Origin of the sequence: Alkalithermobacter paradoxus (assembly GCA_002029295.1) — a bacterium.
GTDB lineage: Bacteria > Bacillota > Clostridia > Peptostreptococcales > Peptostreptococcaceae > Alkalithermobacter > Alkalithermobacter paradoxus.
This window is the reverse complement of record MZGW01000009.1, coordinates 24,456-44,039: the sequence shown is the minus strand read 5'-3', so window position 1 is coordinate 44,039 and position 19,584 is coordinate 24,456. Positions and strand designations below refer to the sequence as shown.

At 30.4% G+C, this 19,584-nt stretch carries 14 protein-coding genes; all 14 read right to left on the bottom strand.

Going from position 1 to position 19,584, the window contains the following annotated elements:
* Positions 1–62: 62 nt before the first annotated feature.
* Positions 63–3,542, bottom strand: coding sequence for a DNA polymerase III subunit alpha (locus tag CLOTH_RS08920; RefSeq protein ID WP_079413261.1), 3,480 nt, complete (start codon positions 3,540–3,542; stop codon positions 63–65).
* A gap of 68 nt (positions 3,543–3,610) precedes the next feature.
* The gene (locus CLOTH_RS08915) at positions 3,611–3,877 is read right to left on the bottom strand and encodes an HPr family phosphocarrier protein (protein ID WP_079413259.1); all 267 of its coding nucleotides are present in this window, start codon (positions 3,875–3,877) and stop codon (positions 3,611–3,613) included.
* 1 nt (position 3,878) lies between these two features.
* Entirely contained in the window at positions 3,879–4,832 is a 954-nt protein-coding gene (gene whiA, locus CLOTH_RS08910) for a DNA-binding protein WhiA (RefSeq protein ID WP_079413257.1), read from the bottom strand.
* Positions 4,833–4,856: 24 nt separating this feature from the next.
* Positions 4,857–5,276, bottom strand: a complete 420-nt coding sequence (locus CLOTH_RS08905) for an NUDIX hydrolase (RefSeq protein WP_079413255.1) — start codon at positions 5,274–5,276, stop codon at positions 4,857–4,859.
* Between the two features lie 82 nt (positions 5,277–5,358).
* Positions 5,359–6,438: a gluconeogenesis factor YvcK family protein gene (locus tag CLOTH_RS08900; protein ID WP_079413253.1), complete on the bottom strand. Its 1,080-nt coding sequence runs from the start codon at positions 6,436–6,438 to the stop codon at positions 5,359–5,361.
* A gap of 12 nt (positions 6,439–6,450) precedes the next feature.
* A complete protein-coding gene (gene rapZ / locus CLOTH_RS08895; RefSeq protein WP_079413250.1) occupies positions 6,451–7,308 on the bottom strand; it encodes an RNase adapter RapZ in 858 nt (285 codons plus the stop codon).
* 26 nt (positions 7,309–7,334) lie between these two features.
* Positions 7,335–8,051 (bottom strand): PHP domain-containing protein, encoded by a 717-nt coding sequence (locus CLOTH_RS08890; protein ID WP_079413248.1) that lies wholly within the window; start codon positions 8,049–8,051, stop codon positions 7,335–7,337.
* 15 nt (positions 8,052–8,066) lie between these two features.
* The gene (murB, locus tag CLOTH_RS08885) at positions 8,067–8,981 is read right to left on the bottom strand and encodes a UDP-N-acetylmuramate dehydrogenase (RefSeq protein ID WP_079413246.1); all 915 of its coding nucleotides are present in this window, start codon (positions 8,979–8,981) and stop codon (positions 8,067–8,069) included.
* A 122-nt stretch (positions 8,982–9,103) separates the two neighbouring features.
* The gene (locus CLOTH_RS08880) at positions 9,104–11,110 is read right to left on the bottom strand and encodes a methyl-accepting chemotaxis protein (protein WP_079413244.1); all 2,007 of its coding nucleotides are present in this window, start codon (positions 11,108–11,110) and stop codon (positions 9,104–9,106) included.
* Positions 11,111–11,237: 127 nt separating this feature from the next.
* On the bottom strand, positions 11,238–13,664 hold the full coding sequence (locus CLOTH_RS08875) for a bifunctional diguanylate cyclase/phosphodiesterase (protein ID WP_158080499.1): 2,427 nt from the start codon (positions 13,662–13,664) through the stop codon (positions 11,238–11,240).
* Between the two features lie 96 nt (positions 13,665–13,760).
* A complete protein-coding gene (locus CLOTH_RS08870) occupies positions 13,761–14,591 on the bottom strand; it encodes a formate/nitrite transporter family protein (RefSeq protein WP_079413240.1) in 831 nt (276 codons plus the stop codon).
* A gap of 272 nt (positions 14,592–14,863) precedes the next feature.
* Positions 14,864–16,951: a methyl-accepting chemotaxis protein gene (locus CLOTH_RS08865; protein ID WP_079413238.1), complete on the bottom strand. Its 2,088-nt coding sequence runs from the start codon at positions 16,949–16,951 to the stop codon at positions 14,864–14,866.
* Between the two features lie 95 nt (positions 16,952–17,046).
* On the bottom strand, positions 17,047–18,276 hold the full coding sequence (hydF, locus tag CLOTH_RS08860) for a [FeFe] hydrogenase H-cluster maturation GTPase HydF (protein ID WP_079413236.1): 1,230 nt from the start codon (positions 18,274–18,276) through the stop codon (positions 17,047–17,049).
* Complete coding sequence (gene hydE, locus CLOTH_RS08855) at positions 18,260–19,582, bottom strand: [FeFe] hydrogenase H-cluster radical SAM maturase HydE (RefSeq protein WP_331722071.1); 1,323 nt, start codon at positions 19,580–19,582, stop codon at positions 18,260–18,262. The genes hydF and hydE overlap by 17 nt, the downstream gene beginning before the upstream one ends.
* Between the last annotated feature and the right edge of the window lie 2 nt (positions 19,583–19,584).

Below are 19,584 nucleotides of genomic sequence, written 5' to 3'. Positions count from 1 at the left end.
AAATTTTTGAATAAAAAAGTATTTTACTTTTTTCGCTCAGTAAAAAATATTATAACATAAATTTAAATATTTTTTAAACTCTTATTTTTAATTTTAACATTTTCTTTTCCTAAAAAATTGCTTAGCTCCTTTATTAAGCCTTCACTTATATTTACCATCAAATCATCTTCGCTCTTGAATACTTTTTTTACATCGTTTGCGTATATATATACACATGAATTTCCTTTGTGCTTTCTTAAAATTCCTTTTATATTTTCTACAATTTCCTTATTCAGTATACTATCTATTCTAAGGTAAATGTTTGTATCGCTTATGCTTGTTATTTCTTTAAATTCACTAGCTATAACTTTAGGACTTTCATCTTCTTTTATGCTTAATCTTCCTTTTACAAATAAAATATTGTCTTCTGTAATTAAATGTCCATATTTTTGAAGGATTCTAGGGAAAACTACAATTTCTATGATTCCATACAAATCTTCTATCTCAACAAAAGCCATTATATCGTTATTTTTAGTTGATTTTATGGTTTTATTTATTACTAATCCACCTATTAATACATTTTGATTGTCAAATTTTATAAGCTGTTCATAGTTGTCTTTTACTTCTAATAAAGTGTTTGTGTTTATGCTAGTTCCCATCATAAGTTCTTTTTCATATTCAGATAGTGGATGCCCACTTATATACATTCCAAGTACTTCTTTTTCTAATAATAGTTTTTCTTTTTCTTTGAATTCTGAAACTTTTGGAAGAGTATATAAATTATTGCTTTCATTCGTGGTAGTGTCAAACAAAGACATCTGTCCATATAAATTTTTTCTTCTATCATCTACAACACTATCTATTATTTTTTCAAATCCTGCTATAAGCTGTGCTCTATTTGAACTTATTTCATCGAATGCTCCACATTTTATAAGGCTTTCTATTACCCTTTTATTTAGGTCTTTAGATTGTACCCTCTTGCAAAAATCTATGAAGTCTTTGAATTCTCCATTTAATTCTCTTTCAGTTACTATGTCATTTATTGCATTTTCTCCTACATTTTTAACTGCAGCAAGTCCAAATCTTATATTTTTTCCTTCTACAGAGAACTTAGCAAAGCTTTTATTTATATCTGGCTTTAGCACCTGTATATTCATATTATTGCAGTCTCTTATATATTCTACTACTTTGCTTGTATTTCCCATTACACTCGTTATTAAAGATGCCATAAATTCAACTGGATAATATGTTTTAAGATATGCGGTTTGGTATCCTAAAACTCCATAAGCTGCTGCGTGAGATTTGTTAAACGCGTACTTAGCAAAGTCTATCATCTCATCGTATATCTTATTTGCGATATTCTCTGCTACTCCATTTCTCACACAACCTGGAATTTCTATATTACCATTTTGATCTAATTTTCCATGTATAAAATAATGCCTTTCTTCTTCCATTACGTCCATCTTTTTTTTACCCATAGCACGTCTAACAAGGTCAGACCTTCCGTAAGAATACCCAGCTAAATCTCTAACTACCTGCATTACTTGCTCCTGATAAACTAGGACTCCATAGGTGTTTTCAAGAATTGGTTTTAGTAATTCATGTGCATATTCGACCTTATCAGGATTATTTTTATTCTTTATATACAAAGGTATTGATTCCATAGGACCTGGTCTATAAAGAGATATTCCAGCAACTATATCCTCAAAGTTATTTGGGCTAAGTTCCTTCATAAACTGCCTCATACCAGCACTTTCAAGTTGGAATATCCCAAGCGTGTTTCCACTACTTAAAAGATCATATACTTTCTCATCATCATAATCCATTTTAGAAAAGTCTAATTTTATTTTATGTTCTTTGTATATAAGTTCTATAGCATCTCTTATAACTGTAAGGGTTCTTAGACCTAAAAAATCCATTTTTATAAGCCCTAATTCTTCAAGTGTAGTCATTGTAAATTGAGTTGATACTGAATTTTCATGCATATATAGTGGAACATAATTATCTACTGACTCTTTTGCTATAACAACTCCTGCTGCATGAGTTGAAGCATGTCTTGGCATTCCTTCTAATTCTCTTGCTATATCTATTATTTCTTTTGTAATCTCTTCTTCTTCATACATCTTATTTAAATTAGGATTTGTATATAGAGCCTTATCTATTGTCATTCCTATAGCAAATGGAATTTCTTTAGCTATTCTGTCTACTTGTGCATAACCAACTCCTAATACTCTCCCAACATCTCGTATAGCCGCTTTAGCTCCTAATGTTCCAAATGTAATAATCTGAGCTACATGGTCTTCACCATATTTTCTTTTAACATACTCTATTACTTTCTCTCTTTTTTCATAACAAAAATCTATATCTATATCTGGTAGAGATATTCTCTCTGGGTTTAAAAATCTTTCAAATATCAATCCATATTTTATAGGATCAATATCTGTTATTTTAAGAGCATAAGAAACTATAGATCCTGCTGCACTACCTCTTCCCGGCCCTACCATAATGTTATGTTCTTTTGAAAAATTAATAAAATCCCATACTATAAGAAAATATTCTACATATCCCATATTTTCTATTACTTCTAGCTCGTAATTTAGTCTGCTTAAAATATCCTCACTTGGATTTTCGTATCTTTCATTTATTCCTTTTTCACAAAGCATCCTCAAATAAGTCCTTGGAGTATATCCTTGTGGGACATCATATTTTGGCAAATGAATTTGATTAAAATCAAATTCTAAATTACACATATTAGCTATTTTTACGCTATTTTCAAGTGCTTTTGGAACATATGAGAATAACTCATACATTTCATCTGGAGATTTTAAGTAGAATTCATCACTTTCAAATTTCATTCTATTTTCGTCCTGTAGTGTTTTTCCTGTTTGTATGCAAAGAAGTATATCGTGTACCTTTGAATCTTCTTTATTAACATAGTGAACATCATTTGTTGCAACAAGTGGTATGTTAGTTTCCTTAGACAATTTAAGTAAGCTTAAGTTTACCTCTTTTTGCTCTTTCATATTATGATCTTGAATTTCAAGGTAGAAATTATCTTTTCCAAATATACTTTCAAGCTCAATAGCAAGCTTTTTAGCTTTTTCATAATTTCTATTTAATAGACTTTGCTGAATATCTCCACCTAAACAAGCTGAAAGAGCTATAACTCCCTCACTATGATTTCTTAGCTCATCATAGTCTACTCTAGGCTTATAATAAAAACCTTCTATATATGCTTTTGATACAAGCTTTATTATATTTTTGTAACCTGTCATGTTTTTAGCTAAAAGGACTAAGTGTCCCTGATATTTATCAAAATTAGGATCTTTATCTTTTAGACTCCTCGATGCTGTATACACCTCACAACCTATTATAGGTTTTATACCTTCTTTCTTAGCTTTTTTGTAAAAGTCTATAACACCAAACATACATCCATGATCTGTTATAGCTATAGCTTTCATATTTAGTTGTTTTGCCCTATTTATTACTTTATCAATTCTAGCAAATCCATCTAACAAGCTATATTCAGTGTGAACATGAAGGTGTACAAATTCTTTTTCCATATATCTCACCTCCCACTACTTATATTTTATCATGAATTAAACAAAAAAGGCTCCTTTATAAAGGAACCTTACATTTGAGGAAATCGTTTAGTTAATAATTCTTCTATTGCTTCTATAGCTTCTTTTTCATCTTTACCATCTGCTATTACTGTTATTTTATCGCCCTTTGAAGCAGCTATAGCCATTATACCCATTATGGATTTTCCATTTATTTCACTTTGTTCTTTAATAACTGTTATATCACATTGAAACTTGTTAGCAGTCTGAACAAATAAAGCTGCTGGTCTTGCATGAAGTCCTATAGAACTTAGAACCTCAAATTCTTTTTTTATCATTCTAACCACCCTTTTCCATTTTTAATTCTTCTGCTATCCTGTCTATCTTTCTTAGTCTATGATTAACACCAGACTTACCTATAGGAGGATACAGCATCTCCCCTAATTCTTTCAAGCTCATATCTTCATATTCTAGTCTTATCTTAGCAATCTCTATTAAATTTTCTGGAAGATAGTCAAGTCCTACTGTATCTTTTATATATTTTATATTTTCCATTTGTCTTACGGCTGCATTTATAGTTTTGCTAAGATTAGCTGTTTCGCAATTGACTATTCTGTTGACATTGTTTCTCATTTCCTTTAGTATCTTAACATTTTCAAGATTGAGTAGTGCAGTATGAGCACCCATTAGGTTTAATAAATCAGAAATTTGTTCACTCTCTTTTAAGTATATTACATAACTATTCTTTCTATTTACTATTTTTGAATTAAAACCTAGTTCATTTATTAAATTTTTTAATTCTTCACTAAATTCACTATTATTAGTTACAAATTCCATATGGTATGTTTTTTCAGGATCACTTATAGAACCACATCCTAAGAATGCTCCTCTCACATACGCCCGTTTACACTGATCATCTAAAAATAGGTGCTTTGGTATTTTGCTATTTATACTTAGATTATCCTTTTGCTTTAAAACTCCTATTTCTTTCAGAACATTACTTGCTCCCATACTGCTACTTACTACAAGTATATAATTATTATTCTTTTTTAAATTGCTATTTTTCCTAACCATTATTTCTGTATGGATATTAAAGCAATTTTTTAGAAGCTTAAATAATCTTCTTGCTATGGATGCATTTTCAGTAGATATTTTAAGATTTAGTTTTTCAAAGCCAGCAAGCTGAATAGTTCCACTCGTTCTTATCATAGCTGAAAGTTGTGCAATTTCGCAACACCTTCTAGAAGATGTAACTCTTGATAATTCATTTTTAGTTTGAGTTGAAAAAGACATACAAACCACCTTCACAACTTGAATTTAAGATAGTATTTTCTTCATTTCTTCAAGTGCAACTTTTATTATTTCTTTCTCATCATCATATTTTGACATTTCAACAACCCTGTCCATATGAATAAATTTCGCATCTATAAATCCTTCTTCTCTTTGAGCAATAGTATCCATTCCCCTAGCCTTCATAAGATACCAGTATACAGTTTTGTGTACAGTTCTACTCTCATCCCAATTTTCTTTGAAAGTATAGTGAATTTCTCCTAGATACTTAACTATATCTGCTTTCACTCCACCTTCTTCTAATACTTCTCTTAGAGCGGCTTCACTTTTTTCTTCTCCTTCTTCCACTTTCCCCTTAGGAAGAACCCAGTCGCCGTTGTATTTTTTTAAGAGAAGTATAGCATTTCCAAACATTACTACTCCACCAGCACTAATCTCTTCCCTCATTTTGTGTTCACTCCTTAAAAATGCATAATAATAAGAATTTCTACAAAAATGCTATAATTCCTCTTTTTTAAATTATATTAGTTTATTCTCTTAGTGCTAATGCAGTCACTATGCTTGCAATCTTTTCTGCATCATGCCTTACATAATTACTTCTTACTTCTACAAGGCCATCTTCTAATACCTCAATACCCATGCTATTTAATTTCTTAACTTGATTTTTATCTAGTAATACCTGTTTTGATCCTTCTTCTTCATATTTTGTCAATATATCATCAGGTATTTTTTGCGTATTAGCTATAACTATATCTATAATTCCTTTTTTGGTATGATCTATTATTGCCTTTGCATGATCATATACATTATAATCATCACTTTCACCAGGCTGTGTCATTATATTTGATACATATATTTTTAGAGATCTAGCACTATAAAGTGCATCTACAACCCCATCAACTAGCAAATTAGGTATTACGCTAGTATACAAACTTCCCGGACCTATTACGATAATATCTGCATTTTTTATAGAAACTATAACATCATCTAAAGCTTTTGGACTTTCTGGATCTAAAAAAACTTTTTCTATTTTACTTTTTTGATTTTTAGTTTCCTTTGGTATATTAGATTCACCACATATGATATTTCCGTTTCTAAGCTTTGCACAAAGCTGTATATCCTCGGTTGTAACAGGAAGCACTTTCCCTTTAACAGCAAATATCTCTGATATTTTAGAAACTGCTACTTCAAAATTTCCATATATACCGTTCATTGCAGCAAGAAATAAATTTCCAAAACTTTGGCCCTTAAGACTTCCTTCTGTAAATCTGTATTGCATAATCTTTTCCATAGTTGGCTCTATATCAGCAAGTGCTAATATACAGTTTCTTATATCCCCCGGCGGAAGCATTCCAAGGTCTTCTCTCAAAACCCCAGATCCACCGCCATCATCTGAAACTGTAACTATAGCAGTTATATTGTCTGTAAATTTTTTAAGTCCTCTTAAGAATATAGACTGACCAGTTCCTCCACCTATAACTACTACTTTCGGGCCAGCTTTAAGCCTTTGTATTATTCTTTTAGCTTTAATATTTTGATTACTTGTGTAGATTATAACTATTAAACAAATTATAAGTGCTATGTCCTTTATTATACTTAAATTGTCCATAAAATCCTCCAACTATCTTAATGTGTGATCTCTGTGCTTTTTAAGGACCCTATAGCCTTTATCTTTGAGATAATAGTAAAGTAGGTGAGATATAGTAACTGATCTATGTCTTCCACCTGTACACCCAATAGCTATAACTAAATGGTTCTTTCCCTCTAATATATACTGAGGTATCAAAAATTCAACCATATCCTTTAGCTTCTCATAAAACTCTATACTTACAGGAGAATTCATTACATAATTTCTAACTTCCTCATGTTCTCCTGTTTTTTCTTTAAGGTCAACTACATAGTATGGATTTGGCATAAACCTAACGTCAAAAACTAAATCTGCATCTAGTGGTATCCCATGTTTAAATCCAAATGATGTTAAAGATATTATGAGGTTATTTTTCTTTCCCCCACTAAAGTATATTTCATTAATTTCTTCTTTTAAGTCCTTAGGAGTCATATTGCTTGTATTTACTATATGATTGCTTCTTTCTTTTAGGTCTTGAAGCATCTTTCTTTCCTTTTGAATTCCTTCGAGTATATTAGTTTCAGATGATAAAGGGTGATTTCTTCTTGTCATTTTATATCTTTTAACAAGTACATTGTCATCACAATCTAAAAATAATATTTCGTATTCGTATCCACTACTTGAAAGCTCCTCTAAACTATCATTTAAATCATTAAAAAATCTTCTACCTCTTATATCTATACCTAAAGCTATTTTATCTATAGAGCTAGTAGATTGGTAGCAAAGTTGTGCAAATTTAGATATCAAAGTTGGAGGCAAATTATCAACACAGTAAAATCCTAAATCTTCTAAAACCTTCATAGTTTCACTTTTTCCTGCACCAGATAGCCCTGTAACTATTACAAATCTCACTATGTTCATCTCCCATCAAAATACAGTTAATTTATGTTTATTATTTGTTCTTCATTTACTTTAGCTTCTCTTGCTCTTTCTATTGCACTTGTGAATTTACCTACATCCTCAGGAGCGTGAGCATCTGAACCTATAGCAAATTTAACTCCTGTATCTTTAACTAACATTAGCTCATCTACAGTCAAATGCCCATGATGAGAGTTAATTTCAAGAGCTGTATCAGTTTCTTTAGCAACTCTTGCAACTTCCTTAAGATCTATCATAGCCTTAGCACCAGGATGAGTAATTATAAATATATTGTGCTTTTTCATAGCATTTACAACTGCCCTTGTGTTGTACTTTATAGCGCCCTTTTTAAGGGGACCCATAAAGTTTAGAATATGATATATACTACCTTTTATAAGTCGTGTAGGCATAGATCCAAAGTGATATCCTGCCATTATATAATCAAAATATTTTAGAGTTTCTTTATCTACATCAATATTGCCTTCATCATCTAATATATTAGCTTCAATTCCCATAAGTATTTCAATCTGAGGGTATTTCTTTCTTAATTCATCTATTTCTTTTCTCATTTTAGGTATATCTTTATACTTTACACCAAATCCTAAATGTTTATATCCATGATCTGATATACCTATAGTCTTCAGTCCCTTACTTATAGCAGCTTTGACATTATCTTCTATACTTCCTTTTCCATGACTGTAAGTTGTATGAGTATGATAATCTGCAATAATTTTCATTTGAAGCTCTCCTTTTTAGTCTTCTCCTACTATTTTTACTTCTTCTTCTAAAAGAACATTAAATTTGTCATTAACAGTCTTTTTGATTATAGATATTAAGCTTAATATATCTTTTGCACTAGCATTTCCTAAATTAACAACAAATCCACAGTGTTTTGGAGAAACTTGTGCATCTTTAAAGCTAACTCCTTTTAATCCTGCATCTTCTATTAATTTAGCTGCAAAGTATCCTGTTGGCCTTTTAAATGTACTTCCTGCACTTGGAAGATTAAGTGGTTGCTTTGTAGTTCTTTTTATTGTTATATCATCTACTATAGCTTTTATATCTTCATATCTTCCTTTTTGAAAAGTCATAGTAACCTCAAGCACCACTAAATCTTTATTAGTCAATATGCTCTTTCTGTATCCAAATTCCATTTCTTCATTACTAAGTTCGAATATATTTCCATCCATATCTAAAAGCTTTACTGAGGTCACAACATCTTTCATTTCTCCTCCATAAGCTCCTGCATTCATAGCTATTGCACCACCTAAACTTCCCGGTATACCACTTGCAAATTCAAATCCTTGAAGTTCAGATTTTAGTATATTTTTGGCAAGTTTTGAAAGTAATATTCCAGACTTAGCTTTTACAATATTTTCTTGTATTTCAAAATCAGAGTAGTTATCACCTATTTTTATAACAACTCCTCTTATTCCTCCATCTTTTACTAAAAGATTAGATCCATTTCCCATTATAAAGAAAGGTATATTTTCTTTCTTTAAAAATTTAACGATATCAACTATCTGTTCTTCATTTCTCGGTGTAACAAGTATATCAGCAGGCCCTCCTACTTTAAATGAAGTATGATTTTTCATTGGTTCATCTCTTAATATATCTTCTTTATCTAATATTTCTAATAATCTATCGTAAATGTAGTTCATATTCATAGTCTTCTCTCCTTTTAATATAAAATATAACACTTTAAAGTATATAATTAAATGTTCATTAGGTCAAAAGAAAAAAGGAATATTTTATATTATATAAAATACTCCTTCTAAAAGTTATATTATTAATCTACTTTAAACTTACTAATTGATACTTCTAAATCAGTAGCAAGTTTCTTTAAGTTATCTACGTAAGAAGATACTTGCTCAACAGATGCTAATTGTTCTTCAGTTGAAGCTGATACTTCTTCAGTTCCAGCTGATGTTTGTTGAGCTGATGCTGCAAGAGATGCCATTATTTGTATAATATCATCTTTTTTAATGCTCATCTCACTACTAAATCCTTTTATTTCTTCTGCACTTCTTAATAACGCTTTTATAGAATTTGATATTTCATTGAATATGTTTTCAGTATCAATAACTGCTTGAGTTTGGTCTTTAACTATAGTTCTAGATTCATCCATCATTTTAACAGCATTTTGAGATTTAAGCTGTATACCATCTATTAAAGCTTTTATTTCATTAGCCGCACTAGAAGATTGTACTGCAAGCTTTCTAACTTCCTCAGCTACAACAGAGAACCCTCTTCCTTGCTCTCCAGCTCTTGCAGCTTCTATAGCAGCATTAAGTGCTAGTAAATTTGTTTGCTCTGCTATTTGAGTTATAGTATCTGTAATACTTCCAATTTCAATAGAAGAATTACTAACATCAGAAACTATTTCATTAACTTTTATTGCTGAAATTTCACTTTCCTTTGATTTTTGAGTTAATGTATTTACTATTTGAAGTCCCTTAGCACTTAGCTTATCAGCCTCATTAGATATATTATTTATATTGTCAGTAGATGAAGTTACATCTTCTATATTTTTAGCAAGGTCTTCTATCTTCATAGCTCCATGTTCAGTATCAGATGCTTGCTCGCTTGAAGTTTTAGCTATTTCTTCAACAGCCTTTGCAACTTCTGAAGCTGACATGCTAGTTTGATCAGTTATATCAGAAAGCATAGTTGATGCATCTAATACCACCTTTGATGAACTTTTTACATCTTTAATTAGTCCACTTATGTTTTCAATCATAGTGTTGAAATTTTCAGAAAGCTTTCCAAATTCATCATTATATTTACTTGTAGCTCTAATACTTAAATCACCATTTGCAGCACTTTCAAATACTCTGTTTAGTACATTTATAGAATTTGCTGTACTTCTAGCTATAAAGAATGCTATAACTGCTCCTGATAAAATAGCTATAGCTAATATAAATAATATGAAATTTCTTATAACATTAGTGTCATTTAAAAGTTCATGTTCTTGCAAAACTGCCATAAACTTAAGCCCTAATACTTCATCTGTTACAAAGCTTGAAAACCTATTTGTTCCCGAATAAGTATATTCTATAAATCCACTATCTTTATCTTTCATTTCATCCCATATTCCAAGCTGTATAGGTATATCAGTTCCTATCATATTAGTATCAGGATGTGCTAGTATGCTTCCATCTTTTGCAAGTATAGCTACGTAACCTTCTTTTCCTATAGATATATCACCTATCTTTTGTGATAAAACTTTAAGGTCTATATCTGCTCCTATTACACCTATTACTTTTCCATTTTCTACTACAGCTCTTGATATAGTCATTACAATTTCATTAGTAGTAGCATCTGCATATGGATCTGTAAAGTATGTTTTATTTATATCCTTTATAGCTCCTTGATACCAAGGTCTAGAAGTTGGGTCGTACCCCTCTGGCAAATCTATATGTGGATATATAAGCATATCTTTATTTTCAAGTGCAAAATATGTGTTTATCATACTAGGATTATTTTCTGAAATATTTCTTAGAAACTCAACGGCCATATCTCTCATGCCTTGATCTTCTATATTTCTAAAGGATAAATTATCACTTAAAGCAAGTATTTGCTTTTCAAGTCCAAAAAGGTATTCATCAACAGAGTCTTTAGACTGATTAAGAACCTGTTGTGATGTTACAACTAGCTTGTCCTTTAAAATTTCGAACGATTTACTATGAGAAAAGTATCCTAGTGCAAGTACTGGTAACATAATAGATAATATTATGATAACTAAAAGCCTGTTTCTTACACTACTTGTAAAAAAATTACCTGATCTTTTTTTCACCTTACATTCACCTCTTTTTGAAGTTTTGTATGTATTTTTCTACATTATATCAGATAATTCTATATATTTATATAGGTTTATAGTGGTAAATAGACAAAAAAAGAAGAACATTTTGCGTTCTTCTTTTTCATTGTCTTATAAGCCTTTTTTCAAATTCATCAGGTGTAAGGGGCCTGCTAAATACATATCCTTGAACTTTTTTACACCTTTGTTTTTTTAGTATACTTAACTGTCTTTTATTCTCAACACCTTCAGCAATAACGTCTATATTAAGACTTTTCGCAACCATTATTATTGCACCTACTATTTTTATATTTGTATCATTATTCTCTATATTATCTACGAATGATTTGTCTATTTTTAGTTTATCTATATTTAGCCTGCTAAGCTGACTAAGTGAAGAATATCCAGTTCCAAAATCATCTATACTTATTCCTACTCCTATATCTTTTAATTTTTTTAACTCACTTATTATATTGTCTATATTTTCCATATATGCACTTTCTGTTATTTCTATTTCTAAGTATCTAGGATCTAGATTGGTAGATTTTAGTATGCTTTTTATTTTCTCTACAAAATCCTTTTCTTCTAACTGCCTTACAGAAACATTCACAGATACAAATATATTTTTGTATCCTAAGTCTTGCCATAATTTGTTTTGTCTACATACATTTTCTATAACCCAATTGCCTATAGAATTTATACATCCATTTTTCTCTGCTATAGGTATAAATTCACTTGGTGAAATACTTCCTAATTCACTATGGTTCCATCTTAGCAATGCTTCAGCTCCTATAATTTTTTTCTTCATTACATCTACTATAGGTTGATAACATATATAAAGTTCATTTTTGCTAATAGCAGATCTAATATCATTATCTATAATAAATTTTTCTTTAAGTTCACTTGATGCTCTATGTGAATACACTTCTATTTTTGAGTGAATGTTTTCTTTTGCTTTATACATTGCTATATCTGCATTTTTTATTAATGTGTGGGCATCAGTTCCGTCACTTGGATATGTTGATATTCCTATACTTGTTGTCAAATATAAATTATGTTCTTCTATTACAAATATATTTTCAAGATTTTGTACTATTTTCTTTGCTATATCTATTATTTCTTCATTTTTTTCTACGTTTGGTAATAGTATTATAAATTCATCTCCACCCATTCTAGCTATTATATCTTCTTTTCTAACGTATTTTTTTATTCTATCTGCAAATGATTTTAGTACATTATCTCCTACTACATGCCCTAATGTATCATTTATCTTTTTAAATCCATCTAAATCAAGAAACATTATGCCTATATTTTTATTTTCTTTTTTATTAATCTCATAATTTAATCTGTCTATAAAGTATGCTCTGTTATATAGGCCTGTTAAGCTATCTGTGTACGCTAATGTCTGTATCTTTTCTTCGTATTTTTTTCTTTCTCTTATATCAGTATAAATAGAGTATATTCCTATTTGCTTATCGTTATATATTATAGGATATGATAAAAGATTTACATCAATTAAGTTGCCTTGTTTATCTTTTCTTATCGTTTCTTTTCTTATAATTTTTCCACTTTGAACAATTCTTGTACAGTTCATATCTTCCTCATGATTGCCTTCAATACAGATTATATTTGTTATTAATTTTCCTTTTATCTCATCTAGGTCATATTGAAATAAATCTTTAAATGCTAAGTTTATACTTATTACTTTTCCTTCATTATCTAGTATTGCTATAGCATCTGGTGAGTTTTCAAACAGCTGTTTAAAGTACGATTTTTGTATCATAAGCCTTTGCTCAAACATTACTTTTTCTGTGATATCGTGAACAATAGAGTACAAAAGTTTCTTACTGTTTATTTCTATTAATCCACCATAAACTTCTACATCTCTGATCTCCCCACTTGACAGTCTGTGCTTAAAGCAAAAATAATTCGTCTTTTTATTTTTTGCACTCTCCATCTGAACATATAGGTCCTCTTTCTTTGATACATTTATAGCTGTAATTTTAAGAGATGTCAATTTCTCTTTAGTATATCCGTAATACACACATGCTGCATCGTTAGCATCTACTATATCTTTAGTTTCTGGATCTATTAAAATCATTACAGCATTGCTTTTCTCAAACAAACTTCTATATTTGTTTTCACTTTCTTTTATCTTGTTTTGCATTATCTTCCATTCAGTTACATCTCTTATAATTGCACATATTGTATTAGATCCTTCTGTAAATAGCTTTGATAAAATTACTTCTGAAAAAAATACACTTCCATCACTTTTCTTATGAACCCATTCAAACTTATGATTTCCGTTTGATAGTGCATATTGAATTTGTGCTTTACCTTTTTCATCTGATATTAATCCATTTGGTTGTATTGTAGGAGATAGTTTAAATGGCTCAACCCCTATAATATCATCTTTATTTTCGTAACCAAACATACAAATAGCTGTTTGGTTACAATCAACTATTTCACCATTTTCTAATATCAAAACAGCATAAGGAATTATCTTAAACAATGTTTCGTATATACTTTCTAATTTATCATATTTTTCCATAATAACACGTCCTTTGAAACTCCGTTTTATAATATAATATTCAAAGAAATCCATTTTGATATATAATAAAAAAAGATGAAGCCAATTGGCTTCATCTTATTCTTTAGTTATAGCTACGTAACTTTGAACAGGAGCTTTTTTTACTTCTTTAGTTGGAAGTATATATGCTACATAGTATACAACAGGAACTATTATAGCTCCCCCAACTATATTTCCAAGAGTAGCTGGTATTATATTTCTAACCATCATATCTACCCAAGTTATATCAAGACCTGCAAACTTTGCTACAGGTAAAAAGAACATATTTGCTATACTATGTTCAAATCCTCCTAATACGAATACAATTATAGGGAACCAACATGCAAATATCTTAGATATCATATCTGGTGCTCCAGCTACCATCCATACTGTAAGAACTACTAATATATTACAAAGTATTCCTCTTATAAATACTGTAGTAAAATCAAGTGCCATTTTTCCATTAGCAATAGATACTGCTAGATCATATACAGGATCTCCTACATTGTAGTATCCTGTTCTCACTACTACAAGTGCCATTATAGCTATTGCTAGACAGTTTGTCGTATATACTATTCCCCAGTTTTTAAGCATTTGTTTTAAAGTTATTTTTTTATCCATAAGTGCCAAAGTCATAAGGCAATTTCCTGTAAATAGCTCTCCACCTGCCATAATAACCATCATAAGTCCTACCGGGAATACCATTCCACCTACAAGTTTCATAAGTCCAACATCTATATGTTTCATTGTTTGCATTACAGTAATGTAAGCGTGACCCCCAAATCCTATAAACATACCTGCAAATAATCCTAAAAGTACCATTTGTATAGTTGATAAATTAGCTTTTTTTATTCCAGCACTCACTATCGCCTGTGCTATTTCTGGCGGCGTTAAAATCTTCTTATCCATTTTATGTCTCATCGTCCTTTCGAGTTTTATTTATAATTCTGTTATATATTTCTCAATATTCTGAATTATAAATCTATCCGCCTTTTCCAGTTAATTTTTCATCATGTTCTTGCTCTGAAAAATCCACCACTATTCCCCCTATTTATACAGATTGTTATTGATTGCCTTATAGATTATACTCCATATCTTACTATATTTCTAGTTTAAATTTTATTTTTTATTACAGTTTTTTTGTGGAAATCACACAAAAAAGTGGTGGATATTCCACCACTTTATATCTTGAACTTGTTAACTATTTCATCAAGCTCTTTTACTATGTTTAAGAGGGCTTCAGCTGAGGATGATATCTCTTCCATAGATGAGAATTGTTCCTCAACAGATGCTGAAACTTGCTGAGTTGAAGCAGCTGATTCTTGTGATATTGATGATATTTCTTGTATAAAAGCAACTACATCGTCTTTATCATCATTTATACTTTCTATATTTTTTACAAATGTACTAACCTCTCTTATTATTTTGCTTACAGCATTATCTATTTCATTAAAGGATTTTTCTGCATTTGATGATGCTTCATTAGATTTTTTAACAGCTTCTACTGCGTATTCTATTTCTTTTTTCATACTTTCCATATTTATCTGCACACTTAATACTATTTCTCCTATTTCTTTTGTATAAACTGAAGCTTGTTGTGAAAGCTTTCTTATTTCATCTGCAACAACTACAAATCCTCTTCCAGCATCTACTGCTCTAGCTGCTTCTATAGCAGCATTAAGTGCAAGTAAGTTTGTTTGATCTGATATAGCTTCTATGCTTGATACAGCCTTAGAAATTAGATATGAACTTTTATCTAGTTCAATCATTTTCGATGTTAACTTATGAACTGCATCATCATTTTCTTTTGATGCCTTGTTAAGCTCACTTACATACTCTACTCCTTCTTTATTTACTCTTATTGTATTTTCTATATCTTCTTTTATTATCTTAGTTTCATTTCCTAATATATCAATCTTTTTAGCTAAATCTTCAAGCTTTTGAAGGCCTTCTTGTGCACTTTGTGCTTGCTTTGTAGCACCTGTTGCAAGCTCATCAGTTGACTTTGATACTTCTTCAATAGCATATGATGATTCTTCTATGTTTTTGGTTAATAATGTGCTGTGGTGCATTAGCTCTTTAGAGTTTTTATGAAGAACTTTTATACTATCTCTTAGAACCTTCCTTAATTTTATTATAGATTTACCCATATCCTTACATTCATCTTTATAATTTAGAAGGTATTCATATTCTTTGTTATCACTTATATCAAGATTTGCCGTTTTATTTAGTGCATCTGTAACTCCTATTACAGGTTTTGTAAGTTTATTTCCTATATATAAAGATATAGATATAGCTAGTATTACACCTAAAAGTATTATTGTTATAGATAATCTTACAAGCTTATTAACTTCACTAAATACTTCATTAAATTCAACACATGTTACAAGTGTGTATCCATTATTTAAATGCGAATATCCAAGTATCTTATCTTCTCCTTTAAATTTGTATGATATTACTCCTGATTTATTCTGATATATCTCATCAGCCATAAATGCAAGTGATCCATTGTCTATATTTTTTAGATTATCTTCCATTTTTAATGTAGGATGAGCTAAGAAGTTGTATTCTTTAGATAGCAAAAATGCATATCCAGTATCATATGCCCTTATTTTTCTTACTGCATCTTTAACTACATCAAAGTCTATATCCATTCCAACTACCCCTATCAATAAATTGTCTACATATATAGGCTTAGTGTAGGATATTAAGTATTTATTTATACTTTTTTCCATGTAAGGGTCTATCCAAGTTCCGCTTTTATTATCTACTGCATTATAGTACCAATTCATAGCTGGATTATTTCTATTAAATTCATCAATCGATATTTCTTCTTGTATTTGAAAGTTTCTGTTTCCACTTATATCTGCATACCATATTCCATATGCTTTATTTTTAAGCTCTGGATTTAGATATATATAAGCTCCAAATGTTTCTTTAGTATTTTCTGAGTATCTTTTTATAATGCTATCCATTTCGTTTATATACTCTCTTAAATACGATTCATTTTGATTAAATTCATTTATATCAAATAAGTTTAGTGCCGTATCACCTAACCTTTCAACTGAACTTGATATATTATCCATAATATTTTCAAATTCATATCCTTTATTTTCTGATATATATCTGAGTTCTTTTTGAGCATATTCTTCTATCATACTTCTTGTTCTTAGTACACTAACTCCTCCAACTAATGAAGCTATAAAGATAGAACAAAGAAGTATAGAATATATTATTTTTAATCTTATACTATTAAGTCTTATTTTCACTTAATCACCCTCTTGATAATGTTTTTGTCCTCAATTTATCTTACTTCGGTGATTAAATTTTTGTGAAAAAAATCCTGTAGAAAATTTCTACAGGATTATCCTTTATAAAGCTCTTTAGCTACAGGGAATGGATCAAGTGCTCTATCTAAAACTTTAGTTACATGTCCTATAAGTACTCCATAGTTAACTATAGGGGTGCTATTTTCTACTGCATGATTTACTCTATACTGCATTTCCTTTGCATTTAGCATACATCCTCCACAGTGGACTATAAGCTTGTATTTTTTCATTTCTTCTGGACTTGGATAGCTAACTCCAGAAACCCATTCAAAATTTAGTTTAGCATTTGATATTTCTTCTATCCACTTAGGTATTTTATCTTTTCCTATATCACCTTCTTGTCTGTGATGAGTACATCCTTCACATATAAGAACATTATCATTTTCTTCTAAAGTTTCTATAGCTTTAACTCCTATAACTAGTTCTTCAAGATCTGCTTTATATCTAGCAAATAATATAGAAAAAGAAGTCATAGGAATATCTTTTGGAGTTATTTCATCTACTATTTTAAATGCCTGAGAATCTGTTATAACTAACTTAGGTTTTTTGCCTAGATTATCTAATGTGCTCTTAAGCTCACTTTCTCTAGTTACAACAGCAATTCCACCATGATCTATAATATCTCTTATAGTCTGTTGTTGAGGTAAAATAAGCCTTCCTTTTGGAGCTGCTTTATCTATAGGTGTAACTAGCACTACAAAGTCATTTGGCTCTATCAAATCTCCTACTATTTTCTTTTCTATATCATTCTTAGGAGCATGTTTTATTATCAAATCTTTAAGATTATCTATTCCTTCTTTACTTGTAGCACTTACTCTTACACAATCAATACCGAGTTCTTTTTCTATTTTAATAAGATCTTCATTCGACACTTCTTTTTCATCAATCTTATTTACTGCTCCCACTACTGGAATTCTTTTCTTTTTGATTTTTTCTACTGTATCTTTATCAAAGTCTGTAACACCTTCTAGTGCATTTACAACTACCACTGCAAGATCTGTTTTATTTAGAACTTCTATAGTCTTTTTAACTCTAAGCTCTCCTAATGCTCCCTCATCATCAATTCCAGCAGTATCTATTATAACAACAGGTCCTATAGGAAGAATTTCCATAGCCTTATATACAGGGTCTGTTGTTGTTCCTGCTACATTTGATACAAGAGCTATATCTTGATTAGTCAAAGAGTTTATGAGCGATGACTTTCCAGCATTTCTTCTTCCAAATATAGCTATGTGTAGTCTATTGCTTCTAGGCGTTTGGTTCATCACTAAACACCTCCATATCAAATTTTAAATACGGTGGGAACTGTCTATTAGCTCCTTTTATAGCTTTATAGGCACTTTTAAGATCTATCATATTTTTACCCGAATATATTTGATAGTTATATCTATATTTACTTGGAGTATTTATAAGCATTATAGTGTTTGCTCCTGCTTTTAAAGCCTTTGTTTGTCCATCAGGGTCAATAGATGCTAAAGCTGTAGTTGCAGGTAAATATACCCTCTTACATACAAGTCTAGTAACAGCAACAGCTTTAAGTGTCATTTCAACACTTCCATGAGGATACTTTTCAAGCGGAGTTCCTTTTGCAGGTATGAACGGTCCTATACCAATCATATTTATTCCCATATCCTTAAAGAATAATATATCTTTAGCTATATCTTCTTCTCTTTGACCTGGAAGACCTATAATACATCCTGATCCATTTATATATCCAAGCTCTCTTATCCACTTTGAGCACTCTATTCTGTGGTCATAGTCATCATCTGGATGAACATATTCGAATATATCTTTATTAGTGGTTTCTATTTTTAGAAGATAGTTATCTGCTCCAAGTTCTTTGAAGTATTCAAATTCTTCCCTTGGCCTTTCCCCTAAGCTTAAAGTTATTCTCATTCCTGTTTCTTTCTTTATCCTAGTTATTAAATTTCCTATTTTTTCTTTAGTCCAAAATGGATCTTCTCCTGATTGAAGTATAACAGTTTTAAGACCTAAGGAGTGAAGCTCATGAACTATTTCCATTATTTCCTCTTCATCCATTCTGTATCTTTCAAGAGTAGTTAGTCCTTTTCTAACTCCACAGTATTTGCAGTCTTTTCTACAGTAATTAGAAAACTCTATAGCTCCTCTTATATCAACTACATCTCCAAGTATTTCTTTTCTCATTTCATCAGCTGCCTTAAATAGAGCTTCTTTTTCAGCAGTACCCTCAGCCTTAAGTAAGATTACTATATCTTCAAAGCTAAGTTCTAATCCTTCCTCGACTTTCTTAAGTATACTTAGAAATTCTTCTCTTATAACAGAGTTTCTTATTTTTTCTATTAGTCCCGTTAGCCTTTGAGGCTTTTCTTCATATATCCCAGATATTACTATATCATTTTCTCTTAAATATTTTTCACTTATATCGCTATCTTCTTTTCTTACTCTTATAGCTATAGCACAAACAGATCCATACTCAGCAGGAGCCGGAACAAGGGCAGTTTCAATGCCCTTATCCTTTAGCACTTTATCTCCTCTTAACATATGGCTTGTTGAGCCTGTCATTATCAGGTGGTGTTTTATTTCGTTCATAG